The following is a 17,630-nucleotide window of genomic DNA, read 5'->3' on the forward strand; positions in this document are numbered from 1 at the left end:
GAACCATGGCCAAGAACACCAAGAAGGCGGAAGAGCCCGTGCGCAAGAACGGCCTCTTCGAGTACGCGCCCGCGCCCGAGTCCCCCGCGGCCGCCGGCGACATCGCCACCTCGTACGGTCACTTCATCGGCGGCGAGTTCGTCGACAGCAGTGGCAGCGAGGCCCTGAAGACCGTCAACCCGGCCACCGAGCAGGTGCTCGCCGAGTTCGCGCAGGGCACCGAGGAGGACGTCGACCGCGCCGTCGCCGCCGCCCGCAAGGCCTTCACCGACTGGTCGGCGCTGCCGGGCAGCGAGCGCGCCAAGTACCTGTTCCGGATCGCCCGGATCATCCAGGAGCGCTCGCGCGAGCTGGCGGTGCTGGAGTCGATCGACAACGGCAAGCCGATCCGCGAGACCCGCGACGTCGACCTGCCGCTGGTCGCCGCGCACTTCTTCTACTACGCGGGCTGGGCCGACAAGCTCGACTTCGCCGGGTACGGCTCCAACCCGCGTCCGCTGGGCGTGGCCGGCCAGGTCATCCCGTGGAACTTCCCGCTGCTGATGCTGGCCTGGAAGATCGCCCCGGCGCTCGCCACCGGCAACACCGTGGTGCTGAAGCCCGCCGAGACCACCCCGCTGACCGCACTGCGCTTCGCCGAGATCTGCCGCCAGGCCGGTCTGCCGAAGGGCGTCGTCAACATCGTCACCGGTGACGGCCGCACCGGCGCCGCGCTGACCTCCCACCCGGACGTCAACAAGGTCGCCTTCACCGGCTCCACCCCGGTCGGCCGGGCGATCGCCAAGCAGCTGGCCGGCACCCGCAAGAAGCTGTCGCTGGAGCTGGGCGGCAAGGCCGCCAACATCGTCTTCGACGACGCGCCGATCGACCAGGCCGTCGAGGGCATCGTCAACGGCATCTTCTTCAACCAGGGCCACGTCTGCTGCGCGGGCTCGCGCCTGCTGGTCCAGGAGTCCGTCCAGGACGAGGTGCTGGACGCGCTGAAGCGCCGGATGGACAGCCTGCGGGTCGGCGACCCGCTGGACAAGAACACCGACATCGGCGCGATCAACTCGGCCGCGCAGCTGGCCCGGATCACCGAGCTGACCGCCGCCGGCGAGGCCGAGGGCGCCGAGCGCTGGTCGCCCGCCTGCGAACTGCCCGGCGCCGGCTTCTGGTTCAGGCCGACGCTGTTCACCGGCGTCAGCCAGGCCCACCGGATCGCCCGCGAGGAGATCTTCGGCCCGGTGCTGTCCGTGCTGACCTTCCGCACCCCGACCGAGGCGGTCGAGAAGGCCAACAACACCCCGTACGGCCTCTCGGCCGGCGTCTGGACCGAGAAGGGCTCGCGCATCCTCTGGATGGCGAACCAGCTCAAGGCCGGCGTGGTGTGGGCCAACACCTTCAACAAGTTCGACCCGACCTCGCCGTTCGGCGGTTACAAGGAGTCGGGCTACGGCCGCGAGGGCGGTCGCCACGGCCTGGAGGCGTACCTCGATGTCTGAGACCAGCACGCGACTTGACGTCCTCAAGACCTACAAGCTGTACGTCGGCGGGAAGTTCCCGCGCTCCGAGAGCGGGCGGGTGTACGAGGTGACCGACAGCAAGGGCCAGTGGCTGGCCAACGCCCCGCTCGGCACCCGCAAGGACACCCGCGACGCCGTGCTCGCCGCCCGTGCGGCGGTCAAGGGCTGGTCGGGCACCACCGCGTACAACCGCGGCCAGGTGCTCTACCGGGTCGCCGAGATGCTGCAGGGCCGGCGCGAGCAGTTCGCGGCCGAGGTGGCGGTCTCCGAGAACATCGGCGCCAAGAAGGCCGCCGCCCTGGTGGACGCCGCCATCGACCGCTGGGTCTGGTACGCGGGCTGGACCGACAAGGTCGCCCAGATCGCGGGCAACGGCAACCCCGTCGCCGGGCCGTTCTTCAACCTGTCGGTGCCGGAGCCGACCGGCGTGGTCGGGATCGTCGCGCCGCAGGCCGGGTACGGGCACTCGTTCCTCGGCCTGGTCTCGGTGATCGCGCCCGCCGTCGCCACCGGCAACACCGTGGTGGTGGCGGCCGCCGCCGACGCCCCGCTGCCGGCCCTCTCGCTGGGCGAGGTGCTGGCCACCTCCGACCTGCCGGGCGGCGTGGTCAACATCATCTCGGGCCGGACGGCGGACATCGCGCCGACGCTGGCCTCGCACCAGGACGTCAACGCGGTCGACCTCACCGGCGCGATCGCGGCCGACGGGCCCGGCGCGGCGGCGGAGCTGGAGGCGTCCGCCGCGGATACCCTGAAGCGGGTGGTTCGACCCGAGGTGGACCCGTTCGCCCAGGACTGGACCGTTGCGCCCGGAACCGACCGGCTACTCTCCTTCCTGGAGACCAAGACGGTCTGGCACCCGATCGGGATCTGACCGGCCCCGGGGCCGCAGGGCTCCGGTACAACTCCACAGACTGGCCGTCCCCAGTGCCCTACCCCCCCAGGGCCCGGACGTGCCATGACGGACCCGCGCCCACCCCCCCTGGCGCGGGTCCGTCGACTTTCCGGGGCGGGCCGCGCCGGCCGGGCGCCGCCCCCGTACGTACCGCCGCCGCTCCCCGGCCCGGCCGGCCGCCGGGCCCGCTCCAGACCGGCCACCGACCGGCCACCGACCGGCCACCGACCGGCTCCCGCCGTCGACTTTCGTCGCGGCGGACCGAGCCGATCGGCGCTCCCCCGCCGGCGCCCCGGCGCCCAGACTGGGGTCACCGACCGGGAGGGGAGCACCATGGGGGAAGTCATCGGCGAGCTGCTGGCACTGCTGACGGACGGCTTCGTCCGCAGCCTGCACGTGGTCCGCACCCGGCGCCGGCTCGCCGCCGGCCGGCCGGTCCGGGTGCCGTGCTCGGCCCGCCCCGACCGGTCCCGGTGGCTGGCCGAGTACGCGTCCGGACGGCTCTGGCTCACCCCGGGCGCGACCCACGCCGTCTTCCGCGCCCGCGGCCTCGGCCACCTCGACCTGCCGGTCGGCGGCACCTTCCACGACCCGGAGCCGGACTCCTGGCAGAGCCAGGACTGGGCCGCCAAGACCTACCGGCCGCCCGGCGGCGGCACCCCGGTGCACCTCCAGGTGGACAGCCGCTACCTGCCCCTGCTGGAGGCGGCCCTCACCGGGCCGGACCCCCTGCGCAAGGCCTGAGCGACGGCCGCCCGCCGACGCGGGACGACCTTCGGACCCGTCGGGCGGCCGCTGCACCGCGACGCCGTCCACCTGCCCGCCCGGGTCCGACGTCTCCGGCCCCCCGGGGGCCGGGGTTGCCCGTCGGTCACCGGGGCCTCGGGGGCGGAGGTGCCCGGCCGGTGCGCACCGCCCCTCGGTCCGGCGGCGGCCGCCGGGGAGGGGAGCAGGACGGCCGGCGGCCGAAAGTCCGCTCCGCACCGTTTCGGCATCACCGTCCGATGCGTCAGACTGGTGTCTCGTGAGTGACTCCCCGCTGAACCCCGTGCCGACAGCCCGCGCCCTGGTCGTCCTGCTGTCCGGACCGTCCGGATCGGGGAAGTCCTCGCTGGCCGAGCGCAGCGGCGTCCCCGTGCTCCAGCTCGACGACTTCTACAAGGACGGGGACGACCCCACCCTCCCGCTGCTGGACGACGGCGCCGTCGACTGGGACTCCCCCCTCTCCTGGCACCGCGACCAGGCCGTCGCCGCGATCCGCGCCCTCCACGGGACCGGCCGCGCCGACGTCCCGGTCTACTCGATCCCCGACAACGGCCGGGTCGGCACCCGCACGCTGGACCTCGCCGGGTCGCCCGCGTTCATCGCCGAGGGCATCTTCGCCGCCGAGATCGTCGGACAGTGCGCGGCCGAGGGCCTGCTCGGGGACGCGCTCTGCCTGCGCAACCGCCCGCTGACCACCGCCTGGCGGCGGCTGCGGCGGGACGTCCGCGAGGGCCGCAAGTCGCTGCCCGTCCTGCTGCGCCGCGGCTGGCGGCTGATGCGCGCGGAGCGCGGCATCGTCGCCCGCCAGGTCGAGCTCGGCGCCTACGCCTGCGCCGGCCCGGAGGCCGGGCGCCGGGTCCGGTCGGTGGCGATGCGGCCGGCGGACGTCCCGGTCGGCGCCTGAGGCCCCGGCGCCGGGCCCGGTCCGGCGCCGGGCCGCCCGGGTCGGGTCGCGCGCTCAGGGCAGGTCGCGGCGCAGCAGGTCCTGGTAGCTCTCCCGGCGCACCACCGCCCGGTGCCCGCCGTCCCGGCAGAAGACCACCGGGGGCCGCCGGGCCCCGTTGTAGTTGTTGCTCAGCGCGTACGTGTAGGCGCCGGTGACCGGCACCGCGACCAGGTCGCCGGGGCGCGGGTCGCGCAGCCGGACGCCCGCGCTCAGCACATCACCGGACTCGCAGTGCCGGCCGACCAGCCGGCACCGCTCGCCGCCGCCCACCCGGGTCGCCACGGTGGCCTCGAAGCGCTGGCCGTACAGCGAGACCTCCAGGTTGTCGCCCATCCCGCCGTCCACCGCGACGAACGGCTGCCCGCCCGGCTTGACCGTCACCACCCGGTACAGCGACACCCCCGCCTCCGCGACCATCGAACGGCCCGGCTCGATCAGGATCCGCGCCCCCGCCGGCAGGACCATGCCCGCCGTCTCCACCAGGGTGTCCAGGTAGTGCTCGACGCTCGGCGGACGGTCCCGGTAGGTGTAGCGGGCGCCGAGGCCGCCGCCCAGGTCGTACACCGCGAACTCGCCCAGGCCGGCCAGCGCCTCGACGGCCCGCGCGAACGGCCCGGTCTCCATGACCTGCGAACCGACGTGGGCGTGGACGCCGTCCAGCCGCAGCCGGTCGCTGCCGCGCAGCCGGGCCACCGCCTCCCGCGCCTGCGGGAGCAGCAGGCCGAACTTGGAGCCCGCCTGGCCGGTCGAGACCGCCGCGTGGGTGTCCGGGCGGATGTCGGGAGTGACCCGGACCAGCACCCCCTGGGTACGGCCGGACACCTCGCCGACGATCCGCTCCAGCCGGTCGATGTCGTCGAAGCTGTCCACCACGATCAGGCCCGCCCGAGCCTCGACCGCGAGCCGCAGCTCCTCCTCGGTCTTGGCGTTGCCGTGCACCACCAGGCCCTCCGGGTCCGCGCCGGCGGCCAGGGCGAGGGTCAGCTCGCCACCGCCGGCGACGTCGAAGCCCAGGCCCTCCTCGGCCAGCAGCCGGTAGACGGCGGTGCACGGGAAGGCCTTGGAGGCGAAGGCCACCCGGGAGTTGGGCCAGCGGGCGGCGAGCCCGTCGGCGTACCGGCGGGCCCGGGCGCGGACCGCGTTCTCGTCGACGAGCAGGGCCGGCGTGCCGTAGGCCTCGGCCAGCTCCGTCACCGGGACACCGCCGACCAGCAGGGTGCCGTCGCCGGCCACGGAGGTGCCGGGCGGGAAGAGCCCGAGCAGGTCGTCCGCGGCCGGATCGCCGCCGACGCCCGTGGCCGTGGCCGTGGCCGTACCTGAGGCTGTCGCCGTCGCCGCACCCGTCGCCGGGCCGGTCGCCGCCGCCGGGACCCGGGGCCCGGGGGCCGCGCTTCCCGTGCTCCGGGCGGTGGACGGCCGGGCCGCGGGCGTGGTGGCGGCGAAGCTCATGGACTCCCTGCCTTTCGGGCTGCTGGGGGTGTGGACGGCCGCGCGCCGGTGAGGGGACGCGTCCGGAGGGTGTGAGCACCATCCTTCGCGTGCCGGGCCGCCCGGTCTTTGGCGGAACTGCCTAAGGTGAGGACATGGACCTCGCGAAATCGCCAATCGTCGACGGCACCAGCGAGGAGCTCTTCGCCCTCGCCAACGCCGTCGCGGCCGTGGTCGGCGGCTCGGTGGCGGTCGAGGACCTCGACCGGCGGGTCCTCGCCTACTCCGCCCTGCCCGGCCAGCCGATGGACGACCTGCGCCGGCGCGGCATCCTGGAGCGCCAGGTGCCGGACGACGAGCCCGAGCAGCGCGGGCAGTACCGCGAGGTGCTGGCCGCACCCGGGGTCGTCCAGGTGCCGACCCTCGGCGCGGACGAGATGCCCCGCTCGGCGGTGGCCATCCGCGCCGGGGACCTGCCGCTCGGCACCATCTGGGCGATCGAGGGACCGGCCGCCACCGACCCGGCCGGGCGGCTCGTCCCGGCCGCCGAACGCGCCCTGCTGGACGGCGCCCGGCTGGCCGCCCTGCACATGCTGCGCCGCCGCAGCTCCGCCGAACTCGACCTGCACGCCAGGGAGGACGCGCTGCGCGACGCCCTGAACGGCAGCGGGCCGGCCGCCGAGGCCCGCTACCGGCTCGGACTGCCCGACCGGGCCCGGCTCACCCTGCTCGGCCTGGCGCCGCGACGGACGCCCGGGGGCGAGGCACCGCCGCTGGTCCGGCTGGCGGCAGCGGCGGCCCGGCACTGGGCCGCGGTGCACACCGACGCCGCCGTCACCACGGCCGGCCGGACCGTCTACGTGCTGCTGGCGGAGCTCGACCCGGCCGCCGTGCGCCGGCTCGCGGAGCAGGCCGTGGCGACCCTCGGCCGGACCTTCGGCACCCCGCTGCGGGCCGCCTTCAGCCGCGGCGCCGACGACCTGGGCGAACTCCCCGTCCTGCGCTCGGAGGTGGACGACATCCTGCGGGTCACCACGGCCGGCCCGGACTCCCCCGAGGTGGCCGACCTGTCCGACGCCCACGCCGGCGTGCTGCTCGCGCACCTCGCGGACGAACTCGCCCGGCTGCCCCGGCTGCGGCACCCCGGCATCGAGGCGATGGTCGCGCACGACCGGGCTCAGCAGACCGCCTACGCCGCCTCGGTCACCGCCTGGCTGGACGCGGTCGGCAACGTCGCGCAGGCGTCCGAGCGCCTGGCGGTGCACCCCAACACCCTCAAGTACCGGCTGCGCCGGGCCCGGGAGCTGTTCGGCCTGGACCTGGACGACCCGGATGTCCGGCTGTCCTGCTGGCTGCAGCTCCGGCTCTCCGCCTGACCGGGCGGCGTGCCGGCACCGGCCACGCACGTCCGGGGCCCGGCCCGGCTCCGGGCACGGAAGAACGGCGGCCGGGCCGGTGCATCTCCCCCGCACCGGTCCGGCCGCCGTTCGCTGCTGCGGACTTCCCCCGCGACACCCGCTCCCCCGAGCGGCCGCCGCGGACCCGCAGCCTTTCCGATCCCGTCCCCCGACGGGAGTCCTGCACCGCGGGCCTCCCCCGCGACACCCGCTCCCCCGAGCGGCCGCCGCGATCCCGCAGCCTTTCCGGTCCCGTCCCCCGACGGGAGTCCTGTGGTGGTGCCCGTTACGCCACCAGCTCGCCGAAGGCGTGCGCGGTGTCGCCGGTGCGGTTGAGCTGCTCGTCCTCGCGCAGCCGGCGCAGGGCGCGCCAGATGCTGCTCTTGACGGTGCCCACGCTGATGCCGAGCACGTCGGCGATCTCCGGGTCGGTCTTGCCCTCGTAGTAGCGGAGCACCAGCATGGTGCGCTGGTTCTCGGGCAGCTTGGCCAGCGCCTGCCAGAGCACGGCGCGCAGCTCGGTGCCGCCCATCGCGTCGGTGTCGCCGACCGTCTCCGGCAGCTCCTCGGTCGGGTACTCGTTGACCTTGCGACGCCGCCAGGCGGAGATGTGCAGGTTGGTCATGGTGCGGCGGAGGTATCCCCCGACCGCGGCCTTGTCGGTGATCCGGCCCCAGGCGCGGTAGGTGCTGAAGAGCGCGCTCTGCAGCAGGTCCTCGGCCTCGTAGCGGTCACCGGTCAGGTGGTAGGCGGTGGCGTACAGGGAGGCGCGGCGCTCGCGCACGTACGCGGTGAACTCCGTGATGTGGTCCTCCGCGGCGGCCGAGGGCTCCCCCTGCGCGCCTCCCTGCACTCCCCCGCCGGTGCGTCCCGCCGCGGGAGACAGCCGCAGCAGCGTCGCACCTGCGGCCTCGCGGGCGTCCGGCTCCCCCGAGCCGAGCGCCGCCAGGCCGTTCCCCGCACCCCCCGGGGTGTCCTTGCCCTCGACGCGGACGGGGAGGATGCCCCGCAGCGTGAGGGTGTTGGCGGAGTCGGCCGCGTTCCCCCGTCGGCCGATCCCGTACAGCTCCCCCGCCCTGCCGACGCCACCCACCCGGCGTCCGACAGGGTTTCCACCGGTGCTGTGGGCGCACCCCCGTACGACGACGGCACCGGAAGTCTCGTCGGTCCTGACCTCGTACCGCGTCCGGTGGGCCGGCTGGACGCCGGCTGACGAACGCGCGTTCCGCACAGCCGGGTTGCTCCGGGTCTGAAGCGATGCGTTCATCGTGCGCCCCCTTGGTCGGTACGAGCGGTTTCCTTGCGCCGCCTCCGCGACCGGCCTGTTGGCCTGCTGCGTTGCGGCGACATGGAAAATCTTGCCCGCCGGTTGTGATGGCGCTGTCCGCCGACTGTCACAGGGCTGTCACAGCGGCCGGGGCCGTCACCCGCCCCCCACCGCTCGCACCCGAGGACGCCTGAACACCTCCTTCCGGTTGCGGCTCCCGGCGCCCGGTCACCGCCGTCGCCCGCGCGGCTGTCCGCGATGCCGGTAGCGGGGGTGATTCGGCGGGCCGGGTGGGCCAGAATGAGGCCGTGCCATTCCTCCTTCTGATCGAGGACGACGACGCCATCCGGACCGGCCTCGAACTCGCTCTCACCCGCCAGGGCCACCGCGTGGCCGCCGCCGCCTCGGGCGAGGACGGACTGAAGCTCTTCAAGGAGCAGCGTCCGGACCTGATCGTCCTGGACGTCATGCTGCCCGGAATCGACGGCTTCGAGGTGTGCCGCCGGATCCGGCGCACCGACCAGCTGCCGATCATCCTGCTGACCGCGCGCTCGGACGACATCGACGTCGTGGTCGGCCTGGAGTCCGGGGCGGACGACTACGTCGTCAAACCGGTCCAGCCACGGGTGCTGGACGCCCGGATCCGCGCCGTCCTGCGACGCGGCGAACGGGAGAGCTCCGACTCCTCCGCGTACGGCTCGGTGGTGATCGACCGCTCCGCGATGACCGTCACCAAGGACGGCGAGGACCTCCAGCTGACGCCCACCGAACTGCGGCTGCTGCTGGAGCTCAGCCGGCGGCCGGGCCAGGCGCTGTCCCGGCAGCAACTGCTGCGGCTGGTCTGGGAGCACGACTACCTGGGCGACTCCCGCCTGGTGGACGCCTGCGTCCAGCGGCTGCGGGCCAAGGTGGAGGACGTGCCCTCGGCCCCGACGCTGATCCGGACGGTGCGCGGCGTGGGCTACCGGCTCGACCCGCCGGCCTGACCGGACGGCCCGACCGGGCCCGCCCCGGGCGGCGGTCCGGCCACCGGCCCGCGTACGGTGCTTCATCCGGACGCCCGTCCGGGCGTCCACCCGGGATTCCTCCCGGCGTTCATCCCGACATCCATCCCGACGACTACGCGACAGGTTCAAGTGACTGACCTTCAGGGGCCCCGGCGGTTCGGACCGGTGCGGTGGCGCAGGCTGCGCTCGCTGCGGGTACGGCTGATCGCGGTGTTCGCCGTGGTCGCGCTGACCACCGCCGTGTCGGCCTCCGGGATCGCGTACTGGCTGAACCGGGACGCGGTGCTCAAGCGCGCCCAGGACACCGCCCTCAACGACTTCCGGGTGTCGCTGACCCGCAACGTCTCGGAACTCCCGCTGGGCGCGACCTGCGAGGAACTCACCGCGCTCGCCGCCCAGGTGGCCAGCTCCGGGCTCAGCTACGACGTCCTGGTCGTCGACGACGCCCACCCGGAGTGCACCGCCTCCTCGGACCCGTCGCTCTACACCCTGGCCCAGGTCCCCGTCCCCCTGCGGACCACCGTCAACAAGCCGCGCGAGCTGACGGCGAGCAACTCCGACGCGTACCACCTGTACTGGCAGCGGCAGAACCTGTCCGGCCGGCCCTTCCTGATCGGCGGGACCAAGGTCGTGCCGACCGGTCCGACCGCCTACATGTTCAAGTCGCTGGAGAACGAGCGGGCCGACCTCAACACCCTCGGCTGGTCACTGGCGATCGCCACCCTGCTCGCCCTGATCGGCTCGGCCCTGCTGGCGCAGGCCGCCTCGGCCACCGTGCTGCGGCCGGTGAAGCGGCTCGGCGAGGCCGCCCGGCAACTCGGCGAGGGCCGGCTCGACACCCGGCTGGAGGTCGAGGGCGCGGACGAACTCGCCGATCTGGCACGGACGTTCAACCGCACTGCCGAGTCGCTGCACGAGCAGGTCGAGGAGCTGAGCGCGCGCGAGGCGCAGAGCCGGCGCTTCGTCGCCGACATGTCGCACGAGCTGCGTACGCCGCTGACCGCGATGACGGCGGTGACGGACATCCTGGAGGACGAGGCCGAGTCGCTGGACCCGATGATCGAGCCGGCCGTCCGGCTGGTGGTGAGCGAGACCCGGCGGCTCTCCGACCTGGTCGAGAACCTGATGGAGGTGACCCGCTTCGACGCCGGCACCGCCAAGCTGGTCGCCGACGAGGTGGACATCGCCGACCTGATCATGTCCTGCATCGACGGCCGGGCCTGGTACGACGCGGTGGAGCTGGACGCGCCGCGCGGCGTCCGGGCGGTGGTCGACCCGCGCCGGCTGGACGTGGTGTTCGCCAACCTGATCGGCAACGCGCTCAAGCACGGCGGGTCGCCGGTGCGGGTGAAGGTCCGCGAGCGCGGGGAGAACGTGGTCGTCGCGGTCTCCGACAGCGGCCCCGGCATCCCCGAGGACGTGCTGCCGCACGTCTTCGACCGCTTCTACAAGGCGGACAAGGGCCGGGCCCGCTCCGAGGGCAGCGGTCTCGGACTGTCGATCGCGATGGCCAACGCCCAGATACACGGCGGCACCATCGAGGCCGCGAACGGCGAGCAGGGAGCGGTCTTCACCCTGACCCTGCCGCTCACCCAGCCCCGGCCCGCAGACCAGGACGAGGACATCCGATGAACGCCCGCCCCGACGAGCGACAGCCCCCGCGACGCCGCGCGGACACCTCCCGCCGGGGGCCGGCCGGCGTCGTGGTGACGGCCGCCCTGCTGGTGGCCCTGGCCAGCGGCTGCGGGATCCGCCCGACCGCCGTCCCGGTGGACGCCGGCGGGCCCGCCAGCCGGACGGCCTGCCCGAGCCCGGTGCAGGTGCCCACCGCGGCGGCCACCCCCTCCGCCGCCCCGAGCGTGCAGCGGGCGCCCGCTGCCGTGACACCGTCGGCCAGGGCGGCCGGCACCGGCAGGTCCGCCGCGGCCTCCCCCGCCGCGAGCCCATCCGGGCCGGCGACGCCCTCGCCCGCCGCCGTCCCGACGGACAGCCTGTTCAGCGCCCTGCCCTCGCCCTCGGCCGGCGGGTCCGGCCGGCCCGGCTGCCCCTGACGGGCCGGGCGCCCCGGCGCCCCGGGCCCGCATCGCCCGCGTAGCGCGCATCGCCCGTCGAGTCCGCGTAGCCCCGTCGGCGGCCCGGAAGGTCCCCGCGACCGGTGGGAACCGAGGCGCCCCGGGCCCGCGTCCTCCCCGGTGTGCAGCGAGATGGCACCAGCACACGCGCCGAGCGTGTCGGAGTGCGGACCGAGAACGAGCCGACCCGGCAGTGGTCGGCCTCGCCGTCCGCCGCCGAAGTCCCCCGCCCGCTCCGCGCGGCCGGCCTGACGGCGCTGGTGCTGCATCTGCTGGTGGTCGGCTGGATCGTGCTGCGGCCGCTGCCGGTGGCCTGGGTGTACGACGCCAATCTGACCCCGTTCGGGTCGGTCCGGCGGGCGCTGTCCCTGGGCGAGGCCGCCGGACTCTGGCAGGTGGCCTGCGAACTGCTGCTGCTGGCGCCCCTCGGGGTGCTGCTGCCGCTCGTCCGGGGCCGGCTGCGGGCGGCCTGGCTGCCGTCCTTCCTCCGGGTGGCCGGGGTGTCGGCGCTGCTGGCCACCGGCCTGGAGATCGTCGGCTCCTGGGTGCCCGGCCACGTGCTGAACGTCGACCACATCCTGCTCGGCGTGGCCGGCGTCTCGCTGACCCACCTCGCGGTCGTGCCGGCCGCCCGGGCCGTGCTCCGGGCCCGGCCCGCGCGGGAGCACCGGACGGCACCGGCGCCCGCCCCGGCCCCGCTGCCGGGCGAGCCTCAGGCACCGGTGCCCGTCAAGGCGCCGGCCCCGGTGCCGGTCCCGCTGCCGGCCGCCGCCAAGCTGAGCGCCGCCGCCTACGGGCGCCCCGCACCGCGCACGCGCTGAACCGCCGCGCCCGGAGCGCGCCCCCTGCTGACGCACCGCGGTCGCGGTCCTCGCCGCCCTGCTCCGGAGGCCGGCCGCCCGCACCCCGCCGCTCCCCCGCCGTGGGCCGGCGCGCGTCCGCTCCTCCGGGGAGACCCTGAGCCGGACCCCGAGAACCGGCCGCGCGGGCCCCGGTGGGATGCCAGGGGCCGGGTCGCCTTCGGGGCTGACGCCCGCAGGAGCCGCCCTGCGGAGGATGGAGACACGCCCACCGGAGAGACCGGCACCGGGCCGAACCCCTTCGGAGACTGTCATGAGCCGCCTCGCCCGCCCCCGTCACCACCGAGTCATCGCCGGCGTCTGCGCCGGGATCGCCGAGCGCTTCGGCCTGACCCCGTGGACCGTCCGGATCATCTTCGTGCTCTCCTGCCTGCTGCCCGGCCCGCAGTTCCTGGTCTACCTGGCGCTCTGGCTGCTGCTGCCCCAGGAACCCTGAGCCCGGGGCGCCGCGCGCGCCCGGCGACCGGAGGACGGCACCGCGTCAGCACGCGGACAGGCCCGCGGGCCCCGGGAGTTCCGGGGCCCGCGGGCCTGTGCCTGTACCTGTGGCTTTACCTGTGCGCGGCAGCGGTCGCGCGGACCCGGCCGCACGACGGGTGGTGGGGCCGGGTCAGCCGCCGAGGCCGGGCAGGCCGGCGCCGCCGAGCGCGCCGGTGAGGCCGCCGACCGGGGTGCTGCTGAGGCCGGGGACGGCCGGCAGGCCGGCCCGGGAGGCGGGCGCGGCCTCGGCGGCCGGAGCGGCCTGGCCGGCGCTCGGCGCGAGGGTGCCGACGGTGCTGGCGACCCGGTCGCCGCCCGGCAGGCTGCTGACGGCGTTGGTCGCGGCGCCGGTCAGGGCGGGGTTGGTCAGCGCGCCGACGGGGGTGCCGAGCCCGCCGGTGGCGGCGGGGGCGGCGGACGCGGTGCCGGCGGCGGCCGCGGCCATCGCGACGCCGAGAGCGGCGACGCCGGCAACCTTGAGAGTGGCCTGCTTCATGAGTTGGTCCCCTTGAGTCCTCGTCGGTGGCAGCCGTCCGGGCGCGTAGGACGGCACCCGCCGCCACACCGTGTCAGCAACGACTGGCACACCGTAGTGACTCCGTCGCATGCGGATCAAAGCCGCCTCACTCACACGGCCCAGTTGTCCGATGAGCGCCGATCCCGCTCGGGAGGGCGCCCACCGGACCGCGGCCACCGGCCGGGGGCTCAGCCACCCACGCTGAACAGCCACTCCGCCTTGAGTTCGGCGTAGCCCGGCTTGATCACGTCGTTGATCATCGCGAGCCGCTCGTCGAAGGGCAGGAACGCCGACTTCATCGCGTTGACCGTGAACCACTCCATGTCGCCCAGGGTGTACCCGAAGGCCTCCACCAGGTGCCCGAACTCCTGGCTCATGCTGGTGCCGCTCATCAGCCGGTTGTCGGTGTTGACGGTGACCCGGAACTTCAGCCGGCTGAGCAGCCCGATCGGGTGCTCGGCGTACGAGGTGGCGGCCGCGGTCTGCAGGTTGGAGGTCGGGCACATCTCCAGCGGGACGCGCTTGTCCCGGACGTACGCGGCGAGGCGGCCGAGCTCGACACCGCCGTCCTCGTTCACCGTGATGTCGTCGATGATCCGCACGCCGTGGCCGAGCCGGTCGGCGCCGCAGCACTGCAGCGCCTCCCAGATGGACGGCAGGCCGAAGGCCTCCCCGGCGTGGATGGTGAAGTGGTTGTTCTCGCCCTTGAGGTAGTCGAAGGCGCCCTGGTGACGGGTCGGCGGGTGGCCGGCCTCGGCACCGGCGATGTCGAAGCCGACCACCCCGTGGTCACGGAAGCGGTTGGCCAGCTCGGCGATCTCCTGCGAGCGGGCGGCGTGCCGCATGGCGGTCAACAGGGTGCCGACCCGGATCCGGTGGCCGGCCACGCGGGCGTTGGCCTCGCCGAGTCGGAAGCCCTCGTTGACGGCCTCGACGACCTGGTCGAGGGTGAGGCCGGCCTCCAGGTGCTGCTCGGGGGCGTACCGGACCTCGGCGTAGACGACGCCGTCGGCGGCCAGGTCCTCGGCGCAGTCGGCGGCGACCTTGACCAGCGCCTCGCGGGTCTGCATCACGGCGCAGGTGTGCGCGAAGGTCTCCAGGTAGCGCACGAGGGAGCCGGAGTCGGCGGCCTCGCGGAACCAGAGGCCGAGCTTGGCCGGGTCGGTGGTGGGGAGCCCTTCGTAGCCGCAGGCCGCCGCCAGTTCGACGATGGTCTCGGGCCGCAGCCCGCCGTCGAGGTGGTCGTGCAGCAGCACCTTGGGCGCGCGGGCGATCTGGTCGGGAGTGGGGATGCGGGGGCCGGTGGTGCCCGCGGTCACGGGGATCTGCTTCTCCATTGCGGGAGTGTAGCCCCTACGCGCGTAGATTCCCTAGCACGAATCACGCCCGGCGAAGAACCGGCGCCCGGATTCCACCGAAGGGCCCCGTCCCGGCACCTCCCGCGGGGCGCCCGGCCACCGGGGCCGGGCGGAACCGCTCAGCCGTGGTCCAGCAGCCGCCCGCGCCGCGACAGCACGAAGTCCCGGAAGGTGGCCACCGGGGGCGTCAGCGGCCGGCCGGCCGCCCAGGCCAGCCCGATCGCCCGCCGGGTCCGCGGCGCCGTCACCTCCAGTTCGACCACCCCCGGCCGGGCCACCAGGGCCGGCGGCAGCAGCGCCACCCCCAGCCCGGCCGCCACCAGACCGCGCAGCGTCTCGGCGTCCTCCCCCTCGAAGGCGATCCTCGGGACGAACCCGGCCTCCGCGCAGAACCCGTCCGTGATCGCCCGCAACCCGTACCCGCGCTCCACCGCCACGAAGGGCTCCCGGGCCACCTCCGCCAACCGGATCCGCCGGCGCCCCGCCAGCCGGTGCCCGTCCGGCACGACCAGCGCCAGCCGCTGCTCGTCCAGCGGGCGGGCCGTCAGGTCCGGGGCGTCCGGCAGCGGGGAGACCAGGCAGAGGTCCAGCTCGCCGGCGCGGAGCCGCTCCAGCATCGCCGCCGTGTAGTCCTGCACCAGCTGGAACCGGATCTGCGGCTGCACCGCCCGGAACCCGCGGAGCAGGGCCGGCACCGCGTCCGTCCCCATGGTGTGCAGGAACCCGAACGCCACCCGGCCGCTCGCCGGGTCCGCCTCCGCCCTGGCCGCCTCCGCCCCGCGCTCCAGCTCGGCGAGGGCCCGCTCGACCGAGCCCAGCAGGAGCCGGCCCGCCCTGGTCAGCCGGACGGTCCGGCCCTGACGGGCCAGCAGGTCCACCCCCAGCTCCTCCTCCAGCCGGGCCACCGCCCGGGACAGCGTGGGCTGCGGCATCCCCAGCAGCTGCGCCGCCCGGGTCACGTGCTCCAGCCGGGCGACCGCCGCGAACTGCGCGAGCCGGGGCGCCAGCTGAGCCACCGCCGTCTCCGGCCCCAGCTCGGCGAGCCGGATCGGCAGCTCCACCGGCGGCTCACCGGGCGTCGCACCCCACGGTCCACCGGGCGGCCCGCCCGCCCGTTCCCCCGCCCGCTCCGCAGGCTGCCCGGTGCCGTCCGTCACGCCGTCCCCGCTCCCCGGCGGCGGCCATCGGCCCCGCCACCTCGACTCATGCCCGTACGCATCGATTTCGAGTCAATCATGCATTGGACGCATCAGTCGGCCCGGTCCTACGGTCGTCCCATGCCACCCGCCAGTACCGGGGCAGCCGCGGCCACCACGCCGACGGGTGCCCTCACCCAGTCGTCCCCCGCCACCGAAGCCCCCGCCGGCCGGCCCCCCGGCGGCACGGTCGGTACCGACCGCCGCCACCGCCCCGGCGACCGCGCCTTCCGCCGCGCCAACCTGGCCCTGTTCGCCGCCGGCGTCGCGACCTTCGTCCTGCTGTACTCCACCCAGGGCCTGCTGCCGATCCTCTCGGCCGACCTGGACCTCACCCCGGGCCGGGCCAGCTGGACGGCGTCGGCCGCCACCCTCGGACTGGCCCTGGCCCTGCTGCCGGCCAGCGCGCTCTCCGACCGGTACGGGCGCACCGCCGTGATGACGGCCTCCATGCTGGCGGCCTCCGCGCTCGCCCTGGCCCTGCCGTTCGCCCCCGACCTGAGCACCCTGGTGGTGCTGCGCGTCCTTCAGGGCGCCGCCCTGGCCGGGCTCCCCGCCACCGCGATGGCCTACCTCGCCGAGGAGATCCACCCGAGCGCGCTGGCCTCCGCGATGGGCCTGTACGTCGCGGGCAACAGCATCGGCGGCATGGGCGGCCGGCTGGTCTCCGGCTGGGCCGGCGCCGCCTGGGGCTGGCGCTGGGGCCTGGCCGCCTCCGCCGCGCTGGCCCTGCTCGCCGCACTGGCCTTCCGGCTGCTGATCCCGGCCGCCCGGCACTTCCGCCCGGCCCCGGTCGACGCCCGCGCACTGGCCCGCACCGTCGGGGCCCACCTGCGCAACCCGCTGCTGGTCCGGCTGTACGCGCTCGGCATGCTCTTCATGGCGGTCTTCGGCGCCGTCTACAACACCGTCGGGTACCGGCTGACCGCCGAGCCGTTCGGCCTGCCGCAGTCGCTGGCCGCCTCGATCTTCGTGGTCTACCTGGTCGGCACCGCCACCTCGGCCGCCGCCGGCCGGCTCTCCGGCCGGCTGGGCCGCCGCGGCGCGCTGTACGTGGCGATCGGTGTCACGGCGGTGGGCCTGCTGCTCTCGCTGAGCGAGTCGCTGGTGGGCGCGCTGCTCGGCCTGGTGCTGATCACCGGCGGCTTCTTCGCCGGCCACGCCACCGCCTCCAGCTCGGTGGGCCGCACCGCCACCCACGGCCGCGCCCAGGCCTCGGCGCTCTACCTGATCGCCTACTACCTGGGGAACAGCCTCGGCGGGACGGTGGGCGCCGACGCCTACCACTCGGTCGGCTGGGACGGCGCCGCCGCCGTCGGCCTCGCCGCGATGACCCTCGCCGCCGGCGTCACGCTGTACGCGACCCGGCAGGCGGTCCAGGCCCGGCGGTCCATGGCCGTCGACACACTCCGGGCATGAGCACCGATCCTGCTGTGTTCGCCCGGTTGCGCGGGATCGCCGACCAGCTGCCGCAGGTGCCGGGGATCGGGAAGGTCGAGATCGCCGAGGGCGGGATCGTCCTGACGCCGTCACCGGTCGACCGCCATGAATTGCCGTACCGCGGATCGCCCGGCAGCCCGATGCCCAGCTTCCGCACACTCACCCCGGCCACATCGCCCGCGGCGGCGCGGACCTGGAGGACGCCGGGCCGGGCCGGCTGAGGAACCCCGATCCGACGGTCTTCCCCGAGGCCACTCCGGACGACGAGGCCCCGGCCCCGCTCCCCCACGAGGTCCTGCCGGTCGTGGAGATCGCCTCCGAGTCCAACCCGGAGAACGACCACCGCAACAAGGTCCACGACTACGCCACGATGGGCATCCCGCTCCACCCGTTGACCGACCCCCGCAAGGGCAAGGCATCGTGCACGACGAACCCGGGTACACCTCCCGCACGGAGTTCGCCTTCGGCGACACCGTCACCGTCGGGCCCTGGACCCT

At 75.2% G+C, this 17,630-nt stretch carries 17 protein-coding genes and 1 pseudogene; 13 read left to right on the plus strand and 5 right to left on the minus strand.

Annotated features, from left to right (window positions below):
- Window positions 1-5: 5 nt before the first annotated feature.
- The 4 genes from IE329_RS24320 to IE329_RS24335 all read left to right on the plus strand — a co-directional run bounded on the left by IE329_RS24320 (window position 6) and on the right by IE329_RS24335 (window position 4,069).
- Window positions 6-1,484 (plus strand): aldehyde dehydrogenase family protein, encoded by a 1,479-nt coding sequence (locus tag IE329_RS24320; protein ID WP_190213087.1) that lies wholly within the window; start codon window positions 6-8, stop codon window positions 1,482-1,484.
- The gene (locus tag IE329_RS24325; protein ID WP_073924200.1) at window positions 1,477-2,379 is read left to right on the plus strand and encodes an aldehyde dehydrogenase family protein; all 903 of its coding nucleotides are present in this window, start codon (window positions 1,477-1,479) and stop codon (window positions 2,377-2,379) included. The genes IE329_RS24320 and IE329_RS24325 overlap by 8 nt, the downstream gene beginning before the upstream one ends.
- Window positions 2,380-2,733: 354 nt before the next feature.
- Window positions 2,734-3,144: a hypothetical protein gene (locus IE329_RS24330; RefSeq protein WP_190213088.1), complete on the plus strand. Its 411-nt coding sequence runs from the start codon at window positions 2,734-2,736 to the stop codon at window positions 3,142-3,144.
- A 280-nt stretch (window positions 3,145-3,424) separates the two neighbouring features.
- A complete protein-coding gene (locus tag IE329_RS24335) occupies window positions 3,425-4,069 on the plus strand; it encodes an ATP-binding protein (RefSeq protein ID WP_190213089.1) in 645 nt (214 codons plus the stop codon).
- Window positions 4,070-4,123: 54 nt separating this feature from the next.
- Here IE329_RS24335 and lysA read toward each other — a convergent pair whose 3' ends face one another.
- The gene (gene lysA / locus IE329_RS24340; protein ID WP_190213090.1) at window positions 4,124-5,560 is read right to left on the minus strand and encodes a diaminopimelate decarboxylase; all 1,437 of its coding nucleotides are present in this window, start codon (window positions 5,558-5,560) and stop codon (window positions 4,124-4,126) included.
- A 134-nt stretch (window positions 5,561-5,694) separates the two neighbouring features.
- Between lysA and IE329_RS24345 the strand changes: the two genes are divergently transcribed.
- The gene (locus IE329_RS24345; RefSeq protein ID WP_190213091.1) at window positions 5,695-6,915 is read left to right on the plus strand and encodes a PucR family transcriptional regulator; all 1,221 of its coding nucleotides are present in this window, start codon (window positions 5,695-5,697) and stop codon (window positions 6,913-6,915) included.
- 307 nt (window positions 6,916-7,222) lie between these two features.
- On the opposite strand, the gene IE329_RS24350 is transcribed toward IE329_RS24345, so the two are convergent.
- The gene (locus tag IE329_RS24350) at window positions 7,223-8,029 is read right to left on the minus strand and encodes a SigE family RNA polymerase sigma factor (protein WP_229912649.1); all 807 of its coding nucleotides are present in this window, start codon (window positions 8,027-8,029) and stop codon (window positions 7,223-7,225) included.
- Window positions 8,030-8,511: 482 nt separating this feature from the next.
- Between IE329_RS24350 and IE329_RS24355 the strand changes: the two genes are divergently transcribed.
- The 5 genes from IE329_RS24355 to IE329_RS24375 all read left to right on the plus strand — a co-directional run bounded on the left by IE329_RS24355 (window position 8,512) and on the right by IE329_RS24375 (window position 12,578).
- Complete coding sequence (locus tag IE329_RS24355; protein ID WP_184918780.1) at window positions 8,512-9,189, plus strand: response regulator transcription factor; 678 nt, start codon at window positions 8,512-8,514, stop codon at window positions 9,187-9,189.
- A gap of 150 nt (window positions 9,190-9,339) precedes the next feature.
- Entirely contained in the window at window positions 9,340-10,842 is a 1,503-nt protein-coding gene (locus IE329_RS24360; RefSeq protein WP_190213092.1) for a sensor histidine kinase, read from the plus strand.
- Window positions 10,839-11,261: a hypothetical protein gene (locus IE329_RS24365; RefSeq protein WP_190213093.1), complete on the plus strand. Its 423-nt coding sequence runs from the start codon at window positions 10,839-10,841 to the stop codon at window positions 11,259-11,261. Before IE329_RS24360 ends, IE329_RS24365 begins: the two co-directional genes overlap by 4 nt.
- A gap of 185 nt (window positions 11,262-11,446) precedes the next feature.
- Window positions 11,447-12,103, plus strand: coding sequence for a VanZ family protein (locus tag IE329_RS41590; RefSeq protein WP_190213094.1), 657 nt, complete (start codon window positions 11,447-11,449; stop codon window positions 12,101-12,103).
- 292 nt (window positions 12,104-12,395) lie between these two features.
- Window positions 12,396-12,578: a PspC domain-containing protein gene (locus IE329_RS24375; RefSeq protein ID WP_190213095.1), complete on the plus strand. Its 183-nt coding sequence runs from the start codon at window positions 12,396-12,398 to the stop codon at window positions 12,576-12,578.
- Between the two features lie 174 nt (window positions 12,579-12,752).
- On the opposite strand, the gene IE329_RS24380 is transcribed toward IE329_RS24375, so the two are convergent.
- From IE329_RS24380 to IE329_RS24390, 3 genes are all read right to left on the minus strand, one after another.
- Complete coding sequence (locus tag IE329_RS24380; RefSeq protein ID WP_190213096.1) at window positions 12,753-13,118, minus strand: ATP-binding protein; 366 nt, start codon at window positions 13,116-13,118, stop codon at window positions 12,753-12,755.
- Window positions 13,119-13,327: 209 nt separating this feature from the next.
- On the minus strand, window positions 13,328-14,476 hold the full coding sequence (locus IE329_RS24385; RefSeq protein ID WP_190213097.1) for an adenosine deaminase: 1,149 nt from the start codon (window positions 14,474-14,476) through the stop codon (window positions 13,328-13,330).
- 140 nt (window positions 14,477-14,616) lie between these two features.
- Window positions 14,617-15,558, minus strand: coding sequence for a LysR family transcriptional regulator (locus tag IE329_RS24390; protein WP_190213098.1), 942 nt, complete (start codon window positions 15,556-15,558; stop codon window positions 14,617-14,619).
- A 216-nt stretch (window positions 15,559-15,774) separates the two neighbouring features.
- Between IE329_RS24390 and IE329_RS24395 the strand changes: the two genes are divergently transcribed.
- From IE329_RS24395 to IE329_RS42070, 3 genes and pseudogenes are all read left to right on the plus strand, one after another.
- Window positions 15,775-17,112, plus strand: coding sequence for an MFS transporter (locus tag IE329_RS24395; RefSeq protein WP_190213099.1), 1,338 nt, complete (start codon window positions 15,775-15,777; stop codon window positions 17,110-17,112).
- On the plus strand, window positions 17,109-17,354 hold the full coding sequence (locus IE329_RS24400) for a hypothetical protein (RefSeq protein ID WP_190213100.1): 246 nt from the start codon (window positions 17,109-17,111) through the stop codon (window positions 17,352-17,354). Before IE329_RS24395 ends, IE329_RS24400 begins: the two co-directional genes overlap by 4 nt.
- Window positions 17,351-17,509 (plus strand): annotated as a pseudogene (locus IE329_RS42070) (Uma2 family endonuclease); the annotation flags it as partial. The gene IE329_RS24400 and the pseudogene IE329_RS42070, both read left to right, overlap by 4 nt.
- Between the last annotated feature and the right edge of the window lie 121 nt (window positions 17,510-17,630).

It is taken from the genome of Kitasatospora indigofera, assembly GCF_014655955.1.
GTDB lineage: Bacteria > Actinomycetota > Actinomycetes > Streptomycetales > Streptomycetaceae > Kitasatospora > Kitasatospora indigofera.

Coding starts and splice junctions, on each gene's coding strand:
- IE329_RS24385 (WP_190213097.1), bottom strand. CDS start 14,476: ATGGAGAAGCAGATCCCCGTGACCGCGGGCACCACCGGCCCCCGCATC.
- lysA (WP_190213090.1), bottom strand. CDS start 5,560: ATGAGCTTCGCCGCCACCACGCCCGCGGCCCGGCCGTCCACCGCCCGG.
- IE329_RS24320 (WP_190213087.1), top strand. CDS start 6: ATGGCCAAGAACACCAAGAAGGCGGAAGAGCCCGTGCGCAAGAACGGC.
- IE329_RS24380 (WP_190213096.1), bottom strand. CDS start 13,118: ATGAAGCAGGCCACTCTCAAGGTTGCCGGCGTCGCCGCTCTCGGCGTC.
- IE329_RS24400 (WP_190213100.1), top strand. CDS start 17,109: ATGAGCACCGATCCTGCTGTGTTCGCCCGGTTGCGCGGGATCGCCGAC.
- IE329_RS24395 (WP_190213099.1), top strand. CDS start 15,775: ATGCCACCCGCCAGTACCGGGGCAGCCGCGGCCACCACGCCGACGGGT.
- IE329_RS24345 (WP_190213091.1), top strand. CDS start 5,695: ATGGACCTCGCGAAATCGCCAATCGTCGACGGCACCAGCGAGGAGCTC.
- IE329_RS24375 (WP_190213095.1), top strand. CDS start 12,396: ATGAGCCGCCTCGCCCGCCCCCGTCACCACCGAGTCATCGCCGGCGTC.
- IE329_RS24330 (WP_190213088.1), top strand. CDS start 2,734: ATGGGGGAAGTCATCGGCGAGCTGCTGGCACTGCTGACGGACGGCTTC.
- IE329_RS24365 (WP_190213093.1), top strand. CDS start 10,839: ATGAACGCCCGCCCCGACGAGCGACAGCCCCCGCGACGCCGCGCGGAC.
- IE329_RS24325 (WP_073924200.1), top strand. CDS start 1,477: ATGTCTGAGACCAGCACGCGACTTGACGTCCTCAAGACCTACAAGCTG.